21 protein-coding genes and 1 tRNA gene are annotated in these 24242 nt (G+C 59.0%); 21 read left to right on the top strand and 1 reads right to left on the bottom strand.

Features of this window, described 5'->3' with window-relative positions; all coding sequences use genetic code 11:
• Positions 1–98: 98 nt before the first annotated feature.
• Complete coding sequence (gene pepN, locus GJT30_03230) at positions 99–2738, top strand: aminopeptidase N (GenBank protein MSM38622.1); 2640 nt, start codon at positions 99–101, stop codon at positions 2736–2738.
• A 32-nt stretch (positions 2739–2770) separates the two neighbouring features.
• Here pepN and GJT30_03225 read toward each other — a convergent pair whose 3' ends face one another.
• Positions 2771–3595 carry an RMD1 family protein gene (locus tag GJT30_03225; protein MSM38621.1) on the bottom strand — a complete coding sequence of 275 codons (825 nt, stop codon included), beginning with the start codon at positions 3593–3595 and terminating at the stop codon, positions 2771–2773.
• A gap of 156 nt (positions 3596–3751) precedes the next feature.
• On the opposite strand from GJT30_03225, the gene GJT30_03220 reads away from it, so the two are divergent.
• The 20 genes from GJT30_03220 (at position 3752) to GJT30_03125 (ending at position 24148) form a co-directional block, all read left to right on the top strand.
• Entirely contained in the window at positions 3752–3940 is a 189-nt protein-coding gene (locus tag GJT30_03220) for a hypothetical protein (GenBank protein ID MSM38620.1), read from the top strand.
• 201 nt (positions 3941–4141) lie between these two features.
• Positions 4142–5098: a magnesium/cobalt transporter CorA gene (corA, locus tag GJT30_03215; GenBank protein MSM38619.1), complete on the top strand. Its 957-nt coding sequence runs from the start codon at positions 4142–4144 to the stop codon at positions 5096–5098.
• A 235-nt stretch (positions 5099–5333) separates the two neighbouring features.
• The gene (locus tag GJT30_03210; GenBank protein ID MSM38618.1) at positions 5334–7838 is read left to right on the top strand and encodes a hypothetical protein; all 2505 of its coding nucleotides are present in this window, start codon (positions 5334–5336) and stop codon (positions 7836–7838) included.
• Positions 7789–8811 carry a phosphatidylserine decarboxylase gene (locus tag GJT30_03205; protein MSM38617.1) on the top strand — a complete coding sequence of 341 codons (1023 nt, stop codon included), beginning with the start codon at positions 7789–7791 and terminating at the stop codon, positions 8809–8811. The genes GJT30_03210 and GJT30_03205 overlap by 50 nt, the downstream gene beginning before the upstream one ends.
• Positions 8812–8859: 48 nt before the next feature.
• Positions 8860–9906, top strand: coding sequence for a prolipoprotein diacylglyceryl transferase (locus GJT30_03200; protein ID MSM38616.1), 1047 nt, complete (start codon positions 8860–8862; stop codon positions 9904–9906).
• A 126-nt stretch (positions 9907–10032) separates the two neighbouring features.
• Positions 10033–11340 (top strand): YfdX family protein, encoded by a 1308-nt coding sequence (locus GJT30_03195; GenBank protein MSM38615.1) that lies wholly within the window; start codon positions 10033–10035, stop codon positions 11338–11340.
• A 64-nt stretch (positions 11341–11404) separates the two neighbouring features.
• On the top strand, positions 11405–12550 hold the full coding sequence (locus tag GJT30_03190) for a hypothetical protein (GenBank protein MSM38614.1): 1146 nt from the start codon (positions 11405–11407) through the stop codon (positions 12548–12550).
• A 240-nt stretch (positions 12551–12790) separates the two neighbouring features.
• A complete protein-coding gene (gene tilS / locus GJT30_03185) occupies positions 12791–14206 on the top strand; it encodes a tRNA lysidine(34) synthetase TilS (GenBank protein MSM38613.1) in 1416 nt (471 codons plus the stop codon).
• Between the two features lie 113 nt (positions 14207–14319).
• Positions 14320–16170: an ATP-dependent zinc metalloprotease FtsH gene (gene hflB / locus GJT30_03180; GenBank protein ID MSM38612.1), complete on the top strand. Its 1851-nt coding sequence runs from the start codon at positions 14320–14322 to the stop codon at positions 16168–16170.
• Positions 16170–17036: a dihydropteroate synthase gene (gene folP, locus GJT30_03175; GenBank protein ID MSM38611.1), complete on the top strand. Its 867-nt coding sequence runs from the start codon at positions 16170–16172 to the stop codon at positions 17034–17036. Before hflB ends, folP begins: the two co-directional genes overlap by 1 nt.
• Positions 17037–17094: 58 nt before the next feature.
• On the top strand, positions 17095–17865 hold the full coding sequence (locus GJT30_03170; protein MSM38610.1) for a TIGR00159 family protein: 771 nt from the start codon (positions 17095–17097) through the stop codon (positions 17863–17865).
• Positions 17862–18290, top strand: a complete 429-nt coding sequence (locus GJT30_03165; GenBank protein MSM38609.1) for a hypothetical protein — start codon at positions 17862–17864, stop codon at positions 18288–18290. The genes GJT30_03170 and GJT30_03165 overlap by 4 nt, the downstream gene beginning before the upstream one ends.
• A complete protein-coding gene (locus GJT30_03160; GenBank protein ID MSM38608.1) occupies positions 18287–19642 on the top strand; it encodes a phosphoglucosamine mutase in 1356 nt (451 codons plus the stop codon). Before GJT30_03165 ends, GJT30_03160 begins: the two co-directional genes overlap by 4 nt.
• A gap of 3 nt (positions 19643–19645) precedes the next feature.
• Complete coding sequence (locus tag GJT30_03155) at positions 19646–20365, top strand: pyridoxine 5'-phosphate synthase (GenBank protein ID MSM38607.1); 720 nt, start codon at positions 19646–19648, stop codon at positions 20363–20365.
• A gap of 71 nt (positions 20366–20436) precedes the next feature.
• Positions 20437–21183, top strand: coding sequence for a 5'/3'-nucleotidase SurE (gene surE, locus GJT30_03150; GenBank protein ID MSM38606.1), 747 nt, complete (start codon positions 20437–20439; stop codon positions 21181–21183).
• Positions 21184–21301: 118 nt separating this feature from the next.
• On the top strand, positions 21302–21949 hold the full coding sequence (locus tag GJT30_03145) for a protein-L-isoaspartate(D-aspartate) O-methyltransferase (GenBank protein MSM38605.1): 648 nt from the start codon (positions 21302–21304) through the stop codon (positions 21947–21949).
• Positions 21950–21973: 24 nt separating this feature from the next.
• On the top strand, positions 21974–22948 hold the full coding sequence (locus GJT30_03140; GenBank protein MSM38604.1) for a sigma-70 family RNA polymerase sigma factor: 975 nt from the start codon (positions 21974–21976) through the stop codon (positions 22946–22948).
• 28 nt (positions 22949–22976) lie between these two features.
• A complete protein-coding gene (locus GJT30_03135; protein ID MSM38603.1) occupies positions 22977–23492 on the top strand; it encodes an adenine phosphoribosyltransferase in 516 nt (171 codons plus the stop codon).
• A gap of 75 nt (positions 23493–23567) precedes the next feature.
• A tRNA-Arg gene (locus tag GJT30_03130) sits at positions 23568–23644 on the top strand.
• Between the two features lie 168 nt (positions 23645–23812).
• On the top strand, positions 23813–24148 hold the full coding sequence (locus GJT30_03125; GenBank protein MSM38602.1) for a nucleotidyltransferase domain-containing protein: 336 nt from the start codon (positions 23813–23815) through the stop codon (positions 24146–24148).
• The last annotated feature ends 94 nt before the right edge of the window (positions 24149–24242 follow it).

Raw genomic sequence — 24242 nt, 5'->3', positions numbered from 1 at the left:
GCTCGACACCAGAAGAATATGCTTGAACATTCGAGACGATTTATGGGACAGAGATGTGACAGCAGTACTCACCTTCACCAGCCGGATAAGGAGATGGCATGACTGACGTCAACCACCGCACCGTGTACCGCCGGGACTACACTCCCCCCGATTATCTGGTCGACAGCATCGAGATCAGCTTCGAGCTGGGAGAGGAGACAACCACGGTGATCTCCCGCCTTACGCTGCGGGCAAACTACGACCGGACGGCCGGTCAGCGGCCCCTGGTGCTGGATGGCCATCGCTTCGTCCTGCAGCGGTTGAGCCTCGACGGCGTCTTGCTGGCGGCGGAGCAGTATACGGTCAGTGCCGAACAGCTGACAATTGCGCAGGTGCCGGATGCGTTCACCCTGGGGGTGGTGACCGAGCTTCGTCCCCAGGACAACACCTTTCTGGAGGGGCTCTACCGCTCCAACGGCATGTTTTGCACCCAGTGCGAGGCCGAGGGGTTCCGATCGATCACCTATTACCCGGACCGCCCCGACGTGCTGGCGGTATTCACCACCACCATCGTTGCCGATCAGACCCGCTACCCGGTCCTGCTCTCCAATGGCAACCGTATCGACCAGGGTGAACTCCCGGATGGCCGCCACTATGCGACCTGGCACGACCCGTTCAGGAAGCCGGGGTACCTGTTCGCCCTGGTTGCCGGCGATCTGGCCCGTATCGAGGATGGCTTCACCACCCGCTCCGGCCGGCAGGTGGCCCTGCATCTCTATCTACAGGAGCAGAACCGCCACAAGGGGGCGCATGCCCTGCAGTCGCTCCGCCGTGCCATGGCCTGGGACGAAGAGACCTTCGGCCGGGAGTACGACCTGGATATCTACATGATCGTGGCGGTGGACGACTTCAACATGGGAGCCATGGAGAACAAGGGGCTCAACATCTTCAACTCCCGCTATGTGCTGGCCAGCTCGAAGACCGCGACCGACGACGACTTCCAGGCGATCGAGGAGGTGGTGGGGCACGAATACTTTCACAACTGGAGCGGGAACCGGGTCACCTGCCGCGACTGGTTCCAGCTCTCCCTCAAGGAGGGTCTGACCATCTTCCGTGATCAGGAGTTTTCGGCCGACATGGAGTCCCGCGGGGTGAAGCGGATCGCCGATGTCCGCTACCTGAGAACCATCCAGTTCCCCGAGGATGCCGGCCCCCTGGCCCACCCGGTCCGTCCCGACTCCTACATGGAGATCAACAACTTTTACACTGCCACCGTTTACAACAAGGGTGCCGAGGTGATCCGGATGCTCCGGACCCTGCTTGGCCCCGAGCAGTTCAGAAAGGGGATGGATCTCTATTTCGAACGCTTCGACGGCCAGGCCGTGACCGTCGATGACTTTGTCCGGGCGATGGCCGATGCCAGCGGCCGCGATCTCGGGCAGTTTACCCTCTGGTACAGCCAGGCAGGCACCCCCAGGATCGAGGCGAGCGGCAACTTTGACCCTCTTGTCGGGACCTTCACCCTGACGGTCCGCCAATCGACTCCGCCGACACCGGGGCAACCGGAAAAGAAGCCGCTCCAGATCCCGCTCCTCATGGGGCTTCTCAGCCGGGAAGGCCGGCAATTGGCAGTAGGCGAGGAGTCGGGACAGACCACTCGGCTCCTGGAGCTTCTGTCCGACGAGCAGAGTTTCGTTTTCACCGGTCTGGCTTCGGAGCCGGTGCCGGCCCTGCTGCGGAATTTTTCCGCGCCAGTGCATCTCTCCTATCCATACCGGTACGACGACCTGGTGCTGCTCATGGCCCACGAACCAGACCCCTTCTGCCGCTGGGAGGCGGGGCAGCAGTTGGCGGCAGACCTGCTCCTCACCCTGGTGGCAGACTGGCAGGCAGGCCGGGAACTTCGCCTCGATCCCGGCTTTCTGACGGCCTTCCGGGCTCTTTTGACCGGCAACCTGGCGGACCGGGCGTTTCAGGCAGAAGCCCTCACCCTGCCTGCAGAGGCTTACCTGGCAGAACTTCTGCCTGTGTGCGATCCGGATGCGATTCATGCGGTTCGCCAGTTTGTGCGTCGTGCCCTGGCAACGGAGCTGCGGGAGGAATTCCTCGCGCTTCGGGCCGCATGCCGCCCGGAGGCGCACTATGGTGTGAGCGATGGCCGGGCCGGCGAGCGGCGGCTGGCAAACCTCTGCCTCGCCTACCTCATGACCTTGGAGGAGCAGCAGATCATCGACCTCTGCATTGCCCAATACCTGGGAAGCGACAACATGAGCGATACCATGGGGGCGTTGGTGCCGCTCTGCTCCTGCAACTGCCCCGAACGGCTCGATATCCTCGCCGGCTTCTACGACTGCTGGCAGGATGACCGGCTGGTGGTCGACAAATGGTTCTCCCTCCAGGCGACCGCAACCCATCCCGACACCCTGAAAGAGGTGACCGGGCTGCTGGCGCATCCAGCCTTCGAGTTGACCAATCCCAACCGCTTTCGGGCATTGGTCGGCGCCTTCAGCCAGGGGAACCAGGTCCGGTTCCACGACCGCTCCGGCGCCGGCTATCGTCTTCTGGGCGAACAGCTTGGCCGCCTCATCCCGGTGAATCCGCAGGTGGCGGCACGGCTTCTCACCCCCCTGACCCGTTGGCACCGCTTCGACAGCGATCGCCAGGCCCTCATGCGTGCCGAGCTGGAGCGGATTCTCGCGTTGCCGGCACTGCCGCGCGATGTCTACGAGGTTGTGTCGAAGAGTCTCGTGAAAGGGTGATAACGGAGGGATTCTGCCGCCTTGGCGACCGGTCAGCCGCGAGCCATCTCCAGCAGGAACAGGGCGATCTCTATGGCGATCAGGATGATGATGATCCATTCCAGGCGGGCTGAGCGACGGGCATGGGAAAGCCCGGTAAAGACCTCGGTGATGTCGAGCAGGGTGTCTGATTTGTGCTTGATCTGGCTGTACCGCTGACTCAGCTCGAAGAAATTGGCCAGGGTGGAATAGAACCGGTCTGCCTCCTCGATGTCCCAGGTTATGTCGGGCTTGTCGAGGATCATGATGTGGGAGAGCGAACGGTACTTGAAGTTGAGGATCGTCGCGGCAGTGCGTGCCAGTTCGCTGTCCGGGACTGCCAGCTGGCCCCGGTCAAGTTTGGCGATGATCTCCTCCATCTTGTCGAACACGATCTCGACCCGCGCCTCGACCTGTTCCAGGGCGACCGACTTGGCGAGGGTGTAGGCGATGATGTCCACATAGACGGCCTCTTCTTTTTGCATGATGGCGCAGTCGTTCGTCACCGCGGTCTTCTCGCCTTCGCTGACCTGGAGGGAGTAGTTTTCCCGGTATGTCTGGCTTCTGGGGGTTCTGAACGAGTCGGTGGCCTTGGCGATGTTCCTGTAGAACAGGGCGATCAGGTCGTCGGGGCAATTGAAAAAGACGGCAGCTCCGAAGTAGTAGAGATAGACCCGCTGGGCAGCGAATGTTTTTCCGTCATACAATTCAAGGGTCAGGGGGCTCAGGACCAGGGGGTCTTCCCACTTGTATTTTTTGCCGGCCTTCAGGCTGGCAGCTATCCTGTTCAGGTCGATCTCGCCTTCATGGGCGTAGGCATTGAAAACATAATCGTTCATGCAGGTCATCCTTGCGGGCTGTCAGTGCTTTTCCGGGAATTGTACCACATCGTGAGAGCGATAAGCGGCTGTGACGAAATTGTTGCTTGCAATAGTCATCCGAAGTTGCTAAGGGAGTCACAGACTCAAGAACCGTGAAGCGGGAAAGGAGTAAGCATGTTCATTGCCAGAGACAAGAACAACGACCTGTACCTGTTTGCCGAAGCTCCCCTGAGAGGTGCCGAATGCTGGTGGGCAGAGGCCGGTATCGACGGTACCTATCTCCGGCTGGATAAATCCCTCTACCCCGAAGTCACCTGGGATTCCGAACCGCTGCCCGTCCGCCTGGAATTACTCCATCACTGAAATCACCCTTTACTGACCGTTCCCTGTCGATCAGGCAGGGGACGTTTCCTCTCATTTTTACCGTTCGCCATCTTGCTCCGACAGCAGAGGGATAGTGCGGTTCTGTTTTTTCAATCTGCCGGTGATGTACTGCATGGTTGCGTGTATCTGCCGGTGCTGGTATGCTCACCCGAAATGACATGACCCTGGAAGTGGTGCCCGATGATCAAGGTATATTCCCGCGCAGACGGCCGCATCAAGCCGGCAACAATCGACACGGACACATTCCTCTCGGCCAATTTCGACAATGTTGTCTGGATAGACATGATCTCTCCGTCTGCGGCGGAGATCGCCGCAGTCGAGACGACCCTCGGCCTGGAACTCCCGACCAGGCAGGAGACCGAAGAGATCGAGTACAGCGCCCGGTACTGGGAAGACGACCAGAGTATCACCATCAATACCTATTTCCTGCTCAAACAGGACAACAACACCTATATCAACGAAACGGTCTCCTTTACCCTCTGCAAACAATACCTGGTTTCCATCCGTTTCAGCGAACTCCGCCTCTTTACCGAATTTGCCCGCAAGGTGGTCCTGACCCCCAGCGCCTTCAGGGACGGGGTCTATGTCCTTGCAGGCATCATCGAGCAGCGGGTCGAACTGGATGCCGACATCCTGGAGGCACTTGCCAAGGAGATCGTCAGTGCGAGCCGCCATAATCTCAAGTCCATTGCCGATCGTGATTCGTTCCTCGAATACATCACCTCTTTCGAGGACATGAACATGACCATCCGGGAAAACCTGATCGACAAGCAGCGGATACTGTCTGCCCTGCTCAAGAGTCGACGGATTCCGGAAGAACTGCGGCGGGAGTTCACCACCATGATCAAGGACGTGAATTCCCTGGTGATGACCGCCAACTTCAATTTCGAACGGCTCGATTTCCTGCAGGACCTGTTTCTCAACCACCTGAGCGTCGAACAGAACAAGGTGATCAAGATCTTCACCGTCATGTCGGTCATCTTCCTGCCGCCGACCCTCATCGCCAGCATCTACGGCATGAACTTCCGAATTCTGCCGGAGCTGGAGTGGCAACTGGGTTACCCGCTGGCAATCTGCCTGATGGTGCTGTCCGGCGTGCTCCCCATCTATATCTTCAAGAAAAAGGGGTGGTTCTGACAGAAACATTGCTGTCGCCGCACCTGATGAAATGACGCCCCGGGGTACCCTCGGGGCTTTTTCTTTTCAGGAGGGCAGGGAAACGGCGGCATGTCACGCAATCGCAACAATCAACGGCAACATCTCAAAGGTTTACGCATCGGTTGAGCTCTTCGCGGGCAACCCTTTGTGTAACCATAATTTTCATATTCGTAACATGACGTTGACAGAGGGGTGCTACGATGATGCTCATCCAATGAGGAAAGAGAGCGAGATCATCCCGGTGTCAAGACAAAAGCCATTGGTGCTGGTTACCCCTGACGCCGCTCCCCACGCAGGTGGGCGCGGCATTTCGATGCATGGCACTCGTGAACTGCTGGCCCGCCTTGGCTGGAGTTGCGAAGGGGGGAGGGCAAACCTGGCGAATCTGCCGTTTTCGCTCGACGATGCCACGGCTGGCAGCGAGACCGAGCTGCAGGTCGCCGTGGCCGGGCGGCGACAGGATGTGGATCTGCCGCGGCTCATCGAACAGTCGGATTACTTTGCCAATATGGCGAAACGGGTGGTGGCCGGGGATTCGCCGCGCCGCCTGGTAACCGAACTGGAGCGGTTCCTGGAGGAGAACCCTTCGGGGGTCTGGGAAAACAGCTGGGTGCGGTTCCCCGCGCGTCTTCTCTCCCCCTATGCCAGGGAGATCCTGGAGCAGGACCTGCAGGCAGACCGAACCGATCCCTCGGCGGGCCGGCGCAGCGATGTCTCCCGATTTCTCGCTCTCGATGCCGCTGGCGAGGAGCAGGTGCGCCTGCCGGTGAGTTATCTTCTCAAGATCGCCCTTGCCGATCTCCTCGGCACGCAGGCTACCATGCCGTCACGGGTACGTGAAACCGGCCGGCGCCTTATGACGCATTACCTGAACGACAACACCTCTCCCGAAACCTTTTCCTTTCATGTGGTGCCTCTGCGCAAAGAGGCGGGAACCGGCAGGGCGCTCGCCAGGGAAACGGGGAAGCGCTTCCTTTTGACCCAGTTTCTGCTGATGTATGCCAATGAGCGCTTTGCCCTCAAGGAGAGCGGCCAGCACGCGTTGATCTATTTCGCTCCCCATCCCCCCATCCGTCAGAAGGAGCTGAACGGACTGATCTCCGACAGCTTTTATCGCGAGCTGTTCATGAGCCCCTGTCTTTCCGGCTGGGACCGGGGGGAAGAGAAATACCGCTACATGCAGCTCTGCCACCAGGTTCTGTCGCGCAGCCAGCTCAACGCCGTTGCCAAGCTGCGCGAAGCAGGGATCATCGTCAACAACCTGGTGGTGCTCCCCACGGTATCCAATGTCAGCCTGGCCAACAACGGCACCCATGTCAGCCTCGGCAGCAGGCGCATGGCTGCCCTGTTGTCCGACGCACGATCAGGTTTCACCCCCCTGCACGAAAAGCAGCTGGGTGACCTGGTCATCAAGATGGTGGAGCATTTTCTCCCCCTGTTCGTCGGCACCTACAGTGCCGCTCCCTATCGCCTCGCCTTTACCGATTTCCATCCCGAGCTGGCCCTGGGCTTTCTCCCCCATGAACTCGACTACACGCACCTTCGGATGATCTGGCGGCGCTGGAAGAAGAAGGCAAGCCTCTCGGTCTTCGGCCAGCCAGTCACCCCGTTCGGCCCTCCCTGGATCGATCGGCTCGTCAGTACGGTTTTCGGCCTGAAGGGGGATTTTGTCGCCGATTACCGGCTCATGGACTACCTGGTCTGCCTCCTCAGCACCTCGCGCAGCCCGGCCCTGGACGGCCGACCGGGGAACGGGGACAAGCTGCGGCGGGACCTGGCTTCGCTGGGGGTGTTCGACGACCAGATGTCGGTCTATCTCCTCTACAAGCTCCGGGAATTCGACAAAATGGGGTTCACCGGCTTCGAGGGGCGCTACTACAGCCTGTTTCCGAGCCTGGGCACCGATATGGCCAATGCCGTCGACCTGCAGCTGCTGCTGACGGCCCTGGCCTTCAAGCTGATCGCCCAGGGAGACCTGCACCATGCCATGATCCCCGACGACCCCTCGCTGGAGAGCGAGCGGCGGCAGGTCTTTTTTGCCTCGGCCATCGGCATCCCCACCTTTTTCGTCCGACGGCAGACCGGCAACCTCTTTCTCCGCCGCATCATCGAGCGCGTCAAGGGAACCCGCCCCAGCAGGCGCTATCCCGGATACATCCGCGTTCCGGTTGCCGCATACCGGCTCGCCCTTGTCGAATTCATCAGCGAACAAGGGGCCGATCTGGTGGAGATGCTCGGTCTGGGCGAGACGATCCGGGACCTGCGGGAGCGCCTCGTGAACCCCGGCGAAATGTCGGCTGCGGGACGCCTGACCAGGGGGATTCTCAACGGCATGGGGGGGAAAGACCCGCTCAGGGTGGATGCCTCAGAATTCAATGCGGGTGCGGAGCACCATTACCGCGATACCCTGCGGCTGAGCCACCTGGAAGAAGCCTATGCATCCCTGTTGGACGACTGTTCGCAGCTGGAGCTTTCGGCCAGGGAAGGGGATGGGCCTGCCAGATCCCTGCTCGGCTCACTTCCGCTTGGTAACGGGGCCTGTTCCTTTCTCCGTGCCATCCACGCCGACCTGATGCAGGAACGGCTCGATGCGGCAACACTTCGGCAACTGATCGTACTAACCCTTTCCACGGTGCACCATGACACAGACAGCGCAGCACGTTTCATCAATGAAAGGCCGGCCGACGGGGCAGTTCCCCCATCAGTATGTCGATCGTAGCACCGGCCGGGTTCAGACCGAGCGGCTCTTCGCGGACAGGCTGGTGCACCTCCTCTACCACGGTGTCAGGGAGAACGCCCCGGCTCTTTTTCGGCTGCTGACCACGGAGCGGATGTCGGAGATCCTGGCATTCATCAACTACGATCTTCCTTTCGGCAGCGGCATTGGCGGCCAGGATGCCTTTCTCCGTTCGTGCGGGGTGGATCTCGACGAATGCGTGGCCGGGCCTGCCGGGTTGAATACGCCGCGCAAGGTGTTCGAACGCCAGATCCGCTTCTGGGAATGTCGTCCCATGCCCGACGACCCGCGCGTGGCGGTCTCTCCGGCCGATGCCCGCTGTCTGGTGGGGTCGCTGGAGGAGACATCCGACCTGCGTATCAAGGACAAGTTCTTCAGTTTTGCGGAGCTTTTGGGTTATGACAGCCCCGAGTGGCTGCACGCCTTTGCCGGCGGGGATTTTGCCGTGTTCCGGCTCACCCCGGACAAGTATCACTACAACCATGCGCCGGTATCGGGAGCCGTGGTGGATTATTACGAACTGGACGGGGCGCACCATGCCTGCAACCCCGGCGCCGTGGTTGCCGAGGCGACACCCTATTCGAAAAACCGGCGGGTGGTGACGATTATCGACAGCGACGTCAGAGGGGGCACCGGTGTCGGTCTGGTTGCCATGGTCGAGGTCGTGGCACTCATGATCGGTGACATCGTCCAGTGTTGCAGCGAGGAGGAGTACCGGGACCCCGTGCCGCTCCGGCAGGGGATGTTCCTCAGCCGGGGCCAGACCAAAAGCCTCTATCGCCCCGGCAGCAGCACGGATATCCTGCTGTTCCAGAAAGGGCGCATCTCGTTCAGCGAAGACCTTGTCCGGAACCGCTTCCGCGCCGACGTCTCCAGCCGCTTCTCCCTCGGTTTCGGCAGGCCCCTGGTGGAGACGGACGTCCAGGTGCGCTCCCTTATCGCATCCGCACGGTAACCGTGTGACGATGCTGAATGACGATGCTGCATGGCAAAGGAGCCGACGATGACAGAATACGCTTTTCTCGCACTGTTCACCCTCTCGTGCCTGGCGTATGTCCGGTGGGGAGCGCGGACCCTGCCTCGTGAACAGTGGCAGTTCGCCGCCGCTCTCCCCATTGCCAAGGGTGCCGACGGTGCCTGGCAAGGCATAAACCTCACCTGGTATGGCCTCCTGACGGCCAACGCCTACCTGATTGCCGTGAGCGTGCTGTTGCTGCTCCTGGGGGGGCTGGCAGTGCCACCGTCCGCCATCGTGGCGCTCGCAACGATCATGCTGCTGGCCTGCGTCCCCGCTTCCCGGATAGTGGCAGGGCTGGTCGAGAAAAAGGCCCATACCTTCACGGTGGGTGGGGCGGTCTTTGTCGGCACCGTCCTTGCCCCCTGGGTCATTATGGCCATGAACCGGCTAGGGGGCGATGCCGGCCGGCAGCTGCCGCCGCTCGCCACGCTGGCCGCCTTTTCCATAGCCTATACCTTCGGTGAAGGGCTGGGCCGACTGGCCTGTCTCAGTTTCGGCTGCTGTTACGGCAAACCGATCGATGCCTGCAGTCCGGCGATGCGCCGCCTGTTTGCCCCCATCGCCCTGGTATTCTCCGGGGAGACGAAAAAGATCGCCTATGCAGGGGAGATGGCAGGGGTTGCGGTTGTCCCGGTCCAGCTTCTCACCTCGCTGGTCCATGTCGCCGGTGGCGTGGCTGCCATCCTCCTGTTCCTGCAGGGCGCCTTTGGCGCGAGCTTTGCCCTCTCCATAACTGTTACCCAGGGGTGGCGGTTCGCCTCGGAACTGCTCAGGGCGGATTACCGGGGGACTGGCTTGCTATCCGCCTACCAGGTCATGGGGATTGTGGCGATCGCCTATTCCTGGGGGGCCATGCTGTTTCTGCCGGACATTCCGGCACGTTTTTCCCTGGCCGCCGGCCTGGCCATCTTCTGGTCCCCGGCGATCATCATCAGCCTGCAGATTATCTGGCTGTCGATCCTCCTCTATACCGGCCTGAGCCGTGTCACCACTGCAGAGTTGCGCTTTTCCGTCCGCCGCGACCGGATCTGAGGCTCTGTATCCCACAAGATCTGTGAATCTACCGTAGTGCAACGGTCCTTACGCTTTTTCCCATGGCTGATGCAGCAAGCGAAAAGTTTGATAGATTTATAGGTAGTGTCCATCCGGAAACACCGGATGAGACTGCACTCATGCAGGAACCGTGTGATGCCCGCGCGGCACCGAGAGGAGGAGCGTATGCTGAAACGTATCGTGATCGGGATTATCGTCTTCTGCTGTTCTTGCGTCTTGGGCTCAATGGCACTGGCAGCCCCCAATGTCTCGCCGCGCGAACTCTACCGGGAGGTGCCGGACGATGAGGAATCGACCATCATCCGGACTTCGGTCGTGGCCGTGTATCACATTGCAACGGCCCGGGGTCTTCTTCATGAAAATCGCTCAGCTGCAGCCAAGGAAAAGATCGATGCTTCCCTGGTGCTGCTCAAGACCGTCAGCAACCGCTTGAGTACCGGTGTTGCCTCCCAGCAGATACAGATTGCCCTCAAGCATCTCGAATATGACACTCCGAAAGATGTCCTTGGCGACCTGCCGCCACTTTTTTATACCCTCAACCGGATTGCCGACTACGTCCCGGTGGACAAGACGCAACGACATCTGCAGGAGGCCGGGCGTTACCTGAATGAAGGAAAGAAGGTCGAGGCATTGCGCGAATTGAAGCTTGCCGATGATTCGCTGGCACATCTGGACATCGAAGCGGAACGGGTGATTCCGTACCTGGAAAAGGCACGGGAGTATGTGGACAGGCAGGAGTACGGGCAGGCTGAACGGTTGCTCAAGAGAGCAGAATCGATGTTGCAGGCAGGGATCGTTACCATGCAGTCCCCTCTGCAGCATGCGAAAAAAGATTTCTGGCGGGCTTACTGGCGGTATTCCGAGGGAGAGTTCAACAGCGCCAGGGAGTATCTTGCCCGGGCCAGGGCGAGTCTGCTCAGGGCGAAACAGAGTCTTGACGTCAGAGGAAAAGGGGTTGTCGACCAGCTCGAAAAGAATATCGACCATCTCGATGCGAAGGCCTCTGAGAAAAGGGTGGAGACCGAATCTTTGCTGAAGGCAACGTGGCAAAGGGTGGTTGCGCTTTCAGAGCGGTCGTATGATTATCTCACCGCCAATTGGCATGAGGCAGAGACAACCATCGGCAGCGATCAGGACTTGATTGAGGCCAAATTGCACATTGCCGATGCAGAGATTGCCGCCCGGACGTTGCGGGACCCTGCCGGTGCGGACAAAGCCCTGGCTCAGGCAGAACTGGATCTGCAAAAGGTGCTGACGTCTCCATTGACGGACGACAAATCCGGCAAGGAGGTGCAAACGCTGATCGACAGGATTTCCCGGTTGAGAAAGCAGCTTTCCACGGGAGAGATGGGCAATGAGCAGGATTATGAAGGCTTGCGGACAGATATATCGGCATTGCTCAGAAAGATCTAGGTGCCCGCTGTCCTGGATGCCTCTGTTCATATACGTATGTTGGCACACAGTGAGGAGCGACGAAATGTCGGGTAAAATATCTAGCTTGGTGAAACGTTGCGTGCTCGGAGTTTTTGTGTGTGTCCTGCAGAGTGGCTGTGTGACAAATCCTCTCAGCTATGATGCTGCTGTCCCGGTTCCGCGCGAGCCCCTGTTTTCCTATCCCTATTTCCACGATCAGGTGACAGGAATCGCCATCTCCCGAACAGGGAGAATCTTTGTCAATTTCCCCCGCTGGGATAAGGATCCGCTCTATTCCGTGGCTGAGTTGCTGCAGGATGGTTCCCTGCGCCCGTATCCGGGAAACGATTGGAATCGCTGGGGCAGGGACGAGACGGATCATCCAGAGGCCCACTTTATCTGCGTGCAGAGTGTTGTTGTCGATGACGATGATTCTCTGTGGGTTCTCGATCCGGCATCTCCCGGATTCAAGGGGGTCGTGCCTGGCGGTGCGAAGCTGGTCAAGATCGATCTCGCAACGGATACGGTGGAGCGCGTCATTCCTTTCGATGCCTCTGTCACGCCGCGCAACAGCTACCTGAACGATGTACGCTTCGACCCTGTGGAGGATTTTGCCTATATCACCGAGTCGGGCACTGGCGCTATCGTGGTTGTCGACCTCGAAACCGGTTCGAGCCGGAGACGGCTGGCAGACCATCCCTCCACCAAGGCCGAGGCAGGCTATGTCCCGGTGATAGACGGTCGGGAGCTCCGTGATGAAAACGGCCGGGTGCCACAGATCCATGCCGACGGAATAGCGATAGACATGGAAGGGGAGTACCTGTACTACCATGCCTTGACTGCCCGGACCCTCTATCGCATCAGGACTTCCGCCTTGAGGGATTACAGCCTTGCTGAAGAACAGCTGGCAGGATATGTGGAAAGGGTGGCTGCAACCGGAGCGACTGACGGCATGGTGATGGACGGCAATGACAACCTCTATCTCACCGCATTGGAAGATAATGCCATCAAGCGCTACAGCAGCGACGGATCGATCACCACCATTGTCAAGGATGACCAGATGCAATGGCCGGACAGCATGGATATCTCTCCTGACGACTATCTCTATGTGACGGCTTCACAGATTCACCGGATGCCGCGATTCAATGACGGCAAAGATCTTCGAGTTATCCCCTACAAGGTCTTCAAGATATGGCTGGCCACGTATTGATCAATCTCTGCCAGGGTGATGCTGTGCAGATTGGCAGTGGCATTAAAAATGACTTTACTTGAAACTGCTTTTCATCCAAAATCTCACATGCAGTCGGCTGGTTGTGAGCGTTTTGCAGCACTGAGTCGTAAAAATTCCAGTTTATTATGATTTGCGACACATCCCGGTCTGGACTCGACACCGCAAACCTTGGATCGAACGCCCTGTCACCAGTGCCAGGGCGTTCATGTTTTGGGCACCATGAACCCATTTCGCAACATACTGTCCGAGATCGCCGGGCACACAATCAGCGAGCAGGGACTGCTGCCCCAGGGCAGCACGGTTGTTGTCGCCGTCTCCGGGGGGATCGACTCGGTAGTGCTCCTCGATTATCTCGTCTCGCGCACCGATCTGGGGCTGTCGCTCGTGGTTGCCCATCTGAATCACTGTCTGCGTGGTGAGGAATCCGACGGCGATGAGGCGTTCGTGCGCCAGCTTGCCGCCTCTCATGGGCTGGCAATCGAGGTCGACCGCGTTGATGTCCGCCAGCTCGCCGCAGCGCAGAGACTTTCGCTGGAGGAGGCGGGCAGGGAGGAACGCTACCGTTTTTTTGCCGGGGTTGCAAAGCGATATGGTGCTGCGGCCGTTGCCCTGGCGCACCATCGCGACGATCAGGCTGAAACCGTCCTGCTCAGGCTCCTGAGGGGGAGTGGCACGGCAGGGCTTGCCGCCATGCTCCCTCGTTCGACAAATGGGGACTGCATCCGACCACTGCTGCATGTGGGGCGTGCGGAGATCGAGGCCTATGCTCGGGAGAAAGGGCTCTCCTTCAGAACCGACAGCAGCAACAGCGATACCGGTTTTCTTCGCAACCGGGTCCGGCATTCCCTCATCCCCGACCTGGAGACTTACAATCCGGCCATTTCCCGGCGCCTTGCCGATACTGCCGCACTCCTGGCGGCTGACGAAGAGCTGCTGAACGCCGTTGTCGCGCTCCGCTGGCCGACCGTGGCGCATTGGCGGGAGGGAGCCATTGCCCTGTCGCGGGCTGTTCTGCTCGCCGAGGTCGCTGGCATGCGATTCCGCATCTATCGCCGTGCCCTTGCCGAGGTGAAGGGCGACCTGCGGAGGATTGCGTTCTGCCATCTCCAGGCAATCGACCGGCTGCTGGCCGGCGGTCCGCCCAATGGGACGCTCGACCTGCCGGGAGGCATCCAGGTGACGCGCTGCTACGATGAACTCTTCGTCGGCCGGAGCGGGAAGTCGGATGGCGTGGCTGACTATGCAGTCACCATCGCTGGAGGTGGATGCTATCGGCTCCCTCTCGGTGGGCGTATCGAGGTCAGCACGGAAGCGACCGAAGGGCAGCCCGGCCGAAACAGTATCCTCGTCGATCTCGATGCGGTTCCCTTTCCCTGGCTGGTTCGTTCCTTCCGCCCCGGAGATCGTCTGGTCCCGGTCGGGATGTCCGGGCAGCGCAAGGTGAAGGAGCTTTTCATCGATGAAAAGATCCCCCGTGGTTTGCGCTGCAGAATCCCACTGGTTTTCTCCGGAACGACCCTGTTCTGGGTTGCCGGCCTGCGAATGGCTGCTTCCGCTCGTCCAGTTGCAGCAGATTCCCGAATTGCGCGGGTTGAGCTTCTTGATTTTGTATCCGATCCTGTTATCCTTGCCTAAATGCTTGTCAAGCCACAGCTGTTGTGATAATTTTCCACATTCTTTTAAATCCAGTATTCACGGTATTTCAGCTCACTAATCCTAGCTGCGCTGCATGAAATCGGGGGGTGCAATTGAACCAGTTTTACAAGAACCTCGCGCTCTGGTTGGTCATCAGTCTCATGATGATCCTGCTCTTCAACCTCTTCAACAAGCCGAAGCCTACCTCGGAGCGCCTTAACTACAGCGAGTTCATAACCGCTGTGGATACGGGGAAGGTCTCTTCGGTAACGATCCAGGGGAACGACATCATCGGCAAGTTCTCCGACGGCAAGGAGTTCAGAAGCTTCAAGCCGGGTGATGCCAACCTCACCACCATGCTGCTGGAGAAGAAGATTGCGGTCACTGCCCGGCCCGAGGAGGAGAAGGTTTCCTGGTTCTCCATCTTCATATCCTGGTTCCCGCTCATCCTGCTGGTAGGGGTCTGGATATTCTTCATGCGGCAGATGCAGGCGGGTGGCGGCAAGGCCATGTCATTCGGCAAGAGCCGCGCCAAACTGCTCACCGAGGCCCAGGGGAAGATCACCTTTGAGGATGTGGCAGGGATCGAAGAGGCGAAAGAGGAGCTGGAAGAGATCATCTCTTTTCTCAAGGATCCGAAGAAGTTCACCAAGCTTGGCGGGAGAATCCCCAAGGGGGTGCTCCTGATGGGACCTCCGGGTACCGGCAAGACTCTCTTGGCACGTGCGATTGCCGGTGAGGCGGGCGTGCCGTTCTTCTCCATTTCCGGTTCGGATTTCGTGGAGATGTTTGTCGGCGTCGGCGCGAGCCGGGTCCGCGACCTGTTTGTCCAGGGCAAAAAGAGCGCGCCATGCATCATCTTCATCGACGAGATCGATGCCGTGGGGCGGCATCGCGGTGCCGGCCTGGGTGGCGGTCATGACGAGCGGGAGCAGACGCTCAACCAGCTCCTGGTCGAGATGGACGGCTTCGAGTCCAATGAAGGGGTCATCCTTATCGCTGCAACCAACCGTCCCGACGTCCTTGATCCGGCGCTGCTCCGCCCTGGCCGTTTCGACCGCCAGGTCGTGGTGCCGCGACCCGATGTCAAGGGTCGGGAGATGATCCTGAAGGTCCATGCCAAGAAGGTTCCCCTGTCGCCCGAGGTTGACCTTGGGGTCATTGCCCGTGGAACGCCCGGCTTCTCTGGTGCCGACCTCTCCAACGTGGTGAACGAGGCTGCGCTTCTGGCTGCAAGAAAGAACAAGACCGTCGTGGAGATGATCGACTTCGACGATGCCAAGGACAAGGTTCTCATGGGGGTCGAGCGTCGGAGCATGGTCATCTCCGATGACGAAAAGAAGAATACTGCCTACCACGAGGCCGGTCATACCCTGGTTGCCAGGCTGATCCCCGGCACCGACCCGGTCCACAAGGTTTCCATCATCCCCCGCGGTCGCGCCCTCGGGGTGACCATGCAGCTCCCCATCGAGGACAAGCACAGCTACACCAAGGAGTCCCTGCTTGATCGCATTGCCGTCCTGATGGGTGGCCGTGCCGCAGAGGAGATCATCTTCAACTCCATGACCACCGGTGCCGGCAACGACATCGAGCGGGCCACGGAGATCGCCCGCAAGATGGTCTGCGAATGGGGCATGAGCGAAAAGATGGGGCCGGTCACCTTTGGCAAGAAGGACGAGTCGATCTTCCTCGGCCGCGACATGGCCATGCACAAGAACTACAGTGAAGCGACGGCAGTGGAGATCGACAACGAGATCCGGCGGATCGTGGACGAGAATTATACCAGGGTGGTGAAACTGCTGACATCCCACGTCGAGTTGCTGCATAAGCTCGCACTGGAACTCGTCGAGAAGGAAAACCTGACCGGGGAAGAGGTGGAGCGGATCATCAAGGGTGAGGGTCTGCCGGTTCCTTCCGTTCCGGTTGCAGATGCAGCTGCCGCAGGTGAAACACCGACAAGCTGATGTCCCTCCACGGTTCCATCTGGCGATGTGGGGATCGGACCCTGGATCTGGGGCGCCGCCCCTGCATCATGGGGATACTCAACGTCACCCCTGATTCCTTTTCAGATGGCGGCAGCTTTCTCGATCTGGATCGGGCAGTCGATCACGCCCTGTTGCTGGAAGAGGAGGGAGCCGGCATCATCGATGTCGGTGGGGAAAGCACCCGCCCCTTTGCCGAGCCCCTGTCCGAGGATGACGAGCTGCGGCGGGTGATCCCGGTGGTGGAACGCCTGGCCGGGCGACTTTCCATCCCGATCTCGGTGGATACATACAAGGCTTCCGTTGCCAGGGCGGCGATCGCTGCCGGGGCCGAGATCATCAACGACATCAGTGCCTTCACGTTTGACCCCCGTATGGCAGAGGCAGTGTCCGCATCGCGCGCCGGAGTCGTCCTCATGCATACCCGTGGACGACCGGGCGAGATGCAAGTCAATACGGAGTATCGCAACCTCATTCCCGAGGTCGTCGCGTTTCTCGATGATGCCCTGGCCCGTGCGGAATTGGCCGGGATCGACCGGGACCGGGTGGTCGTAGATCCGGGGATCGGTTTTGGCAAGGACCTTCGGGGCAATCTGGAAATCCTGCGCCGCCTCAACGAATTTTCGGTACTGGACCGGCCGATCCTTATAGGCACCTCGCGCAAGGGGTTCATCGGCAAGCTCCTCAATCGCGACGTTGGTGAAAGGCAGTTCGGCACGGCTGCCACGGTTGCTTCTGCCTTTTTGCAGGGAGCTTCCATCTTCAGGGTTCACGATGTCGGTGCCATGCGCGACGTGGTGCTGATGATGCAGGCCATACGGGACGGTCTTCCCGAGCCCGCTCCATAACGATTCCGCCTATGGGATATCTGCTGTCCCAGCCAATGCCCGCCTTTTGGAAAGCTCAATGACCGATGCTCCGGGACAATTCAGCTGGCTCTTAAGCCTCCTCGACATCGTACTCGTTTCGGTGGTCATCTATCATTTTCTCCTGCTTCTCAAGGGGGGTGGCGTTGCCCTGCACCTGCTCTTCTGGCTTACGATCGGCTGTATCGTTTTCCTGGGCGCGCGTTTTACCGGGCTGGAAACGCTCGGCTGGCTGCTGAACGCAGTCTTGTCCGCAAGCCTGCTGATTGTGGCCATTATCTTCCAGCACGATATCAGGCGCGCACTGCTGAACTTCAGCCGGCAGCGGCAGCGGCTCTCCGGCCTGAACGAGGATACCGGTGAACTGATCGACGAACTGCTCACGGCTGTCGAGTCGCTCTCTCAAAAACAGATCGGCGCCCTGATCGTCATCGAGCGGGGAATGCCCCTGGACAGCTTCCTGGCGGTGGGGACCGTCATCGACGCAAAGGTGACCAGCGAGCTGATTTCATCCATATTTCTCCCGTATTCGCCCATTCACGATGGCGCCGTCATTATCCAGGGTGACAAGCTGACCAGGGCAGGGTGTTTCCTCCCCCTGACCGAAAATCCTGAAATTGGCAAACATTTCGGCACCCGGCACCGGGCCGCGATCGGCCTGACCGAGGTGGTCGATGCGCTGGTGGTCGTCGTATCCGAGGAGACGGGGCGGATAGCACTCGTCTGCAGCGGCAAGATTCTGGAAAACCTTGAGATACCCTTTTTGCGCAAGGAGTTGAAACGCCAACTGTCCGGAGGGCGAAAGCGATGACCTTCCCGGCATTGATAACGAACAATCTGGAACTCAAGATCGTTGCGGTGGTCATGGCATCGCTGTTCTGGCTCTATGTGACTGCTGGCCGTGAGGCAGAGACACGTGTGCAGGTGCCGGTGCATCTCGTCAATCTCGCGGATGGTCTGACATGTGCCGACAAGGTGCCCAATCATCTGGACCTGGACGTGAAGGGGAGCCGATTCGCCCTTATGGCACTCCGGCCCGATACGTTGCGGGTGGCGCTTGACATGAACGGTGTCGGTGAGGGGAGTGTCGCCTTCACCAACCTGGAGCAGGTGGTACGCATGGGCAGCGGGATCCGTATTACCCGGGTTTACCCCGGTCGAATCGAGCTTGTCGTAGTCAGGAAGCCGTTGCCTGGCGGACAGGGTCACAAGGAACGCAAGGAGGTCGGACGATGAAAAAACTTTTCGGCACCGATGGCGTCAGGGGGGTGGCTAACGTCTATCCCATGACCACGGAGATGGCCATGCAACTCGGCAGGGCTGCTGCCTATATCTTCAGGGACGGCTCACGTCGCCACCGGATCGTTATCGGCAAGGATACCCGGCTTTCGGGGTACATGATCGAGAATGCCCTGGTGGCCGGCATCTGTTCCATGGGGGTCGATGTACTGCAGGTGGGGCCGCTGCCTACACCGGGGATTGCCTATATCACCTCTTCCATGCGGGCGGATGCCGGGGTGGTGATCTCCGCTTCGCACAACCCGTTCCAGGACAATGGGATCAAGTTCTTCTTCAAGGATGGGTTCAAGCTTCCCGACGAGATGGAACTGCGGATGGAAGAGCTGATCTTCTCGAAAAAGATCGACTCGCTGCGACCCATTGCCACGGAGGTGGGCAAGGCCTACCGGATCGACGATGCGGTCGGCCGCTACGTGGTCTTTCTCAAAAGCACCTTTCCCAAGGATCTGGATCTGGCCGGAATGAAGATCGTCCTCGACTGCGCCAACGGAGCAGCCTACAAAGTCGCGCCGGCGGTTCTGGAAGAACTGGGAGCCGAGGTGATCGCCATCGGAGTGAAACCCTCAGGGACCAACATCAATGCCGGATGCGGCTCACTCCATCCCGAGGTGATCAGCGAGGCAGTGAAAGAACACCGGGCAGACCTGGGTATCGCCCTCGACGGTGACGCCGACCGGGTGATCTTTGTGGACGAATTCGGCAATGAGGTGGACGGCGATCATATCATGGCCATCTGCGCCACTGACCTTCTGAAGCAGAAGAGACTCCGCAAGGGGACGGTGGTTGCCACGGTGATGAGCAACATGGGGCTCGACATCGCCGTCAAGAGGGGAGGGGGCAAGGTCGTCAAGACCGCAGTCGGCGACCGCTACGTGGTGGAGGAGATGCGGCGCGGCGGCTATAATCTCGGCGGCGAACAGTCGGGGCACATGATCTTCCTCGATCACAACACGACCGGTGACGGTACTCTTACCGCCCTGCAGATTCTGGCCATCATGCGTCGTACCGGCAAACCGCTTTCCGAACTGGCTGAGGTGATGATTCCATTGCCGCAGGTGCTGGTCAACGTGCGCGTGGCAGACCGGAAGGATATCATGACCGTCCCCGAGGTTGCCCGGCTGGTCAATGAAATAGAAGGGAAACTCGGTGACGAAGGGCGCATTCTGATCCGGTATTCGGGAACCGAGCCGCTCCTGCGTATCATGCTGGAGGGGCAGGATAAATACCAGATCACCACCTGGGCAAAGGAGATTGCCGAGATGGTGGAGAAAACCATGGGAGGGAAGTAAGGGATGGCTCGTCTGGGAGTGAACATCGATCATGTGGCTACCATTCGCCAGGCACGGGGTGGCGCGGAGCCTGATCCGGTTGCGGCGGCGGTCATGGCCGAACTGGCCGGTGCCGACGGCATTACCATCCATCTGCGCGAGGACCGGCGCCACATCCAGGACCGGGACCTGAAACTCCTGCGCCAGACCATACAGACGCGCCTCAACCTGGAGATGGCGGTCACCCAGGAGATGATCGGCATCGCCTCGACCGTGAAACCGGATATCTGTACCCTTGTCCCGGAAAAACGGCAGGAGTTGACGACCGAAGGTGGGCTGGACGTGCGCCTTGCCTTGGAACAGGTGGGAGAGGCAGTGGACCGGCTGCACGATGGCGGCATCATGGTGAGCCTGTTCATCGATCCCGACTCCGACCAGGTCAAGGCGGCGAGCAAAAGCGGCGCCGATTATATCGAGATCCACACCGGCAGTTTTGCCGAGGCTAAAAGCCCGAAAACCGAAAATCAGGAGCTGGTCCGGATAGAAAATGCCATCAAGCTCGCCCAGAAACTCGGGCTGGGCATCAATGCCGGGCACGGGCTCAACTACGCGAACATCAAAAAGATCGCTGCCTTGGGAGGCATCGAGGAGTTCAATATCGGGCATTCGATCATCTCCCGAGCCGTGCTGGTAGGTCTTGATCGTGCGGTCCGCGATATGATCGAGCTGATCAAGTATGCCTGACAGGGCAGGGCGGTTTTCGTTGGGTTGCAGTTATCCCTGAGGGTTACGGACGATATCCTGGACTGGTCAAAATGAAAATTCTGGTAACCAACGATGACGGTATCAATGCGGCAGGTCTTCTGGCCCTGGCCGAGGCGATGGCTGAGCTGGGGGAGGTGGCGGTAGTCGCCCCTGACCGAGAGCGGAGTGCCATCGGCCATGCCCTTACCCTGCACCATCCGCTCAGGGCCGAATCCAGGGGGGTGGGGCGTTTTGCCGTGGATGGAACCCCTACCGATTGTGTGAACCTGGGGATTCACAGCCTGCTCGATTTCAAGCCAGACCTGGTGGTTTCGGGGATCAACCGTGGCGCTAATCTTGGCGACGATGTCACCTATTCGGGCACGGTCTCTGCGGCCCTGGAAGCAACCCTCATGGGCATTCCCGCCCTGGCCGTCTCCCTGGTCACCGACGGCCCCGGTGTTCATTATGCCGCTGCCGCCGAGGTAGCGCTCCGGATCGCCCGGCAGGTGCTCCGCCAGGGGCTGCCTGCCGATACCTTCCTGAATATCAATATCCCGGACTTGACTCCCGACGCCGTGCAGCCGCCGCTCATCACCAGCCAGGGAAAGCGTCGCTATGACGGAATGATCGTCGACAAGGTCGATCCCCGGGGGCGGAATTATTACTGGATCGGCACAGCGGATCTGAAATTCCACGATCTCCCCGGCAGCGATTATCATGCCGTCTCCCGCGGGCATGTCTCCATCACTCCTCTCCATCTTGACCTGACCAACTATGCCTCCATGTCGGCACTGGCCAAGTGGGACCTGAGCTGAAGACAACCAAAATCATCAATCAGATAGAGGCATGTCGTTCCAACCGCTTCTGTGTGGGATGCTGGACTTTTTACCCTGCTTCTGCTATATATTTCCCCCGATTGGAGCCGACGAACCGATGAATTTTGAAATTGCCAGAAAGAGGATGGTCGACTCACAACTCGTTGCCCGGGGGGTCAAGGATAAACGGGTGATAGACGCAATGCTGAAGGTTCCCCGGCACCTCTTTGTCGAAGAGGCCATGGCTGCCCAGGCCTACAGCGATTCCCCCTTGCCAATCGGCGATAAGCAGACCATTTCCCAACCGTATATGGTTGCTCTGATGACCGAACTCATGGAACTCACGGGGTCGGAAAGGGTTCTCGAAATCGGCACCGGTTCGGGCTATCAGGCTGCCATTCTTGCGACGCTCGCCAACCGCGTCTACACGGTGGAACGTTTTCGCAGCCTTGCCATGCGTGCCCGCAAGGTGCTCGACAGTCTTGGCCTGCTCAACATAAGCCTGAAGATCGGCGATGGCAGCGAAGGATGGGAGGAAGAGGCCCCTTTTGACGCCATCATGGTCACCGCCGGCGCTCCGGAAATACCGCAGTCCCTGCTGAAACAGCTTGCCATCGGAGGCCGTCTGGTGATACCGGTAGGGAACCAATATGAACAAGTGCTGTTACGGGTGACCAGAACAGTCGATAGTTTTATTACAGAACAGTCTGTGGGGTGCCGATTCGTAAAACTGGTCGGGAAGTCCGGCTGGAGCATTGACGATTGATTCTGCACCACAGGAGAATGTGCCATGGCGAGTGATGATCTGATCAAGGATTTCGAGGAGGAGCCGAGCGGCCCCTCCGAGATCTTCCTTGATGCTGAGCCGGACTCTCTAGAGTTCGAGGCTGAAGAAGAAGCTGAAGAAGCAGAAGAAGAGGAGATCAAGGTCCCGGAAGTTGAGCATTTTGACGATGCCATCAAGCTGTACCTCCGGGAGATCCAGAAAACGAAGCTGCTTACTGCCGACGAAGAGAAAGAGCTTGCCGCACGGATCTCGCGGGGGGACAAGGCTGCCCGTGACCGGATGATCGAATCGAACCTGCGGCTGGTAGTCAAGATCGCCAAACGGTATATCAATCGCGGACTTCCCTTTCTCGATCTGATCGAGGAAGGAAACATGGGGCTCATCAAGGCCGTCGAGCGGTTCAAGCTGTCCAAGGAGTGCCGTTTTTCCACCTATGCCACCTGGTGGATCAGGCAATCGATCGAGCGGGCCCTGGTCAACCAGTCGCGCACCATCAGGCTGCCGGTTCACGTTTCCGACGACATCAACAAGATGCTTCGACTCACCCGCGAACTGATGCAGAAGATGAACCGTGAGCCGTCGGTAAAGGAAGTGGCTGCGGCCATGGAGGTAAACTCCGCCTATGTCCGGAGACTGATGGTCCTTTTGAAAAAGACCTATTCCATCGAGCGGCCGATGGGGGAGAATAACGACTATTTCCTCATCGACACCATCGAGGACACCTCGACCGTGTCGCCGGCGACCCTCCTGGAGGACCAGAACAAGCATCACCTGGTTCTGGAGTGGTTCGAGACCCTCTCCGAGAACGAAAAGAGCATACTGACAAAACGTTTCGGGCTGGACGACAAAGAGCCCGAGACCCTCGACACCATCGGTCGCAGTGTCGGGGTAACCCGCGAGCGTATCCGCCAGATCGAGGCAAAGTCCTTGGAAAAGCTGCGCAAGCTGGCTGAGGCGACTGAGCTCAAATTACCGTAATCTACCCATGTCCCAAGGAGCGTCTGCAATGGATGAATTGAAGAACATCATCAGGGATATCCCTGATTTCCCTAAAAAGGGGATTATTTTCAAGGACATCACGACCCTTTTGGCTGATGCCAAATCGTACCAGCGGATGATCGACCTGCTGGCACACCGCTATATCGGCCAGCGGATCGACAAGGTAGTCGGTGTCGAGGCCCGTGGATTCCTGATCGGTGCTGCCCTGGCCTATAAGCTCGGTGCCGGCATCGTGCTGGTCCGCAAGCCGGGCAAGCTCCCCTCGGAAACCTTCAAGAAGAGTTACGACCTGGAATATGGCACCGATACCCTGGAGATCCACACCGACGCCATTACGCGCGGCGAGCGGATCCTCATTGCCGATGACCTCCTGGCAACCGGCGGCACCATGGGCGCCGTGGTGGACATGGTGAGCAGCCTGGGTGGGGAACTGGTGGAATGCTGCTTCATGGCTGAGCTGGAATTCCTCCATGGCAGGAAGAAGCTCCCTGAAGGGAAGGTCTTTTCCCTGTTGCAGTTCTGAACCGTCAGGGCAAGATGTGCGACCTTGCTACGCAGGTCTTGCATTCACACGCCTAGTGCGTTATAACAGCCTCACGTCCCCGTAGCTCAGCAGGATAGAGCATCTCCCTCCTAAGGAGAGGGTCGGACGTTCGAATCGTCTCGGGGACGCCATTTTTCAAAAGGTCACTTTTCATAGGGAAAGTGGCCTTTTCTTTTGTTGCTCAGCGTTGCTCTCTGCATAATTCCTTTGGGAGCTGCTGGAATGTAATTGACACTCGGTAATAATATTTGCAAAATGCCCTGGCTTACGGGAATGTCCCGGAAAATTGCGAGGTTACTATGGTTACCATTAGCGACAGCATTATCAACCAGATGACCGAATGTATTGTCAAGGAGGTCAATCCCGTGCGGATTATTCTTTTTGGCTCAATAGCCCGTGGTCAAGCTCACGAAGGTTCAGATGTCGATCTGCTGGTTATCGAAGATGCTCCGTTTGGAGAAGGGAGAAGCCGTTTCCGCGAGACAGGCCGTATCAACAGGGCGCTTGCCGGTTTCGGCGTTGCCAAGGACATTCTGGTCTACTCGATTGATGAGATTGAACGCTGGCGCAATTCCCTGAACCATGTGGTGGCCCATGCATTGCGGGAAGGGAGGGATTTGTATGTCCGACCTTGACCATGCGCGGCAGATGCTTGCCATTGCCCGTCGTGACTTGAAGGCGCTTGGCGGAATGCTGGACGCGGAAATCTTTGCCTATGAAATCTTTGGC

It is taken from the genome of Geobacter sp. (genome assembly GCA_009684525.1).
Classification (GTDB): Bacteria; Desulfobacterota; Desulfuromonadia; order Geobacterales; family DSM-12255; genus Geoanaerobacter.
Note: the sequence above shows the minus strand (reverse complement) of the source record. Positions and strands in the feature narration are given on the sequence as shown.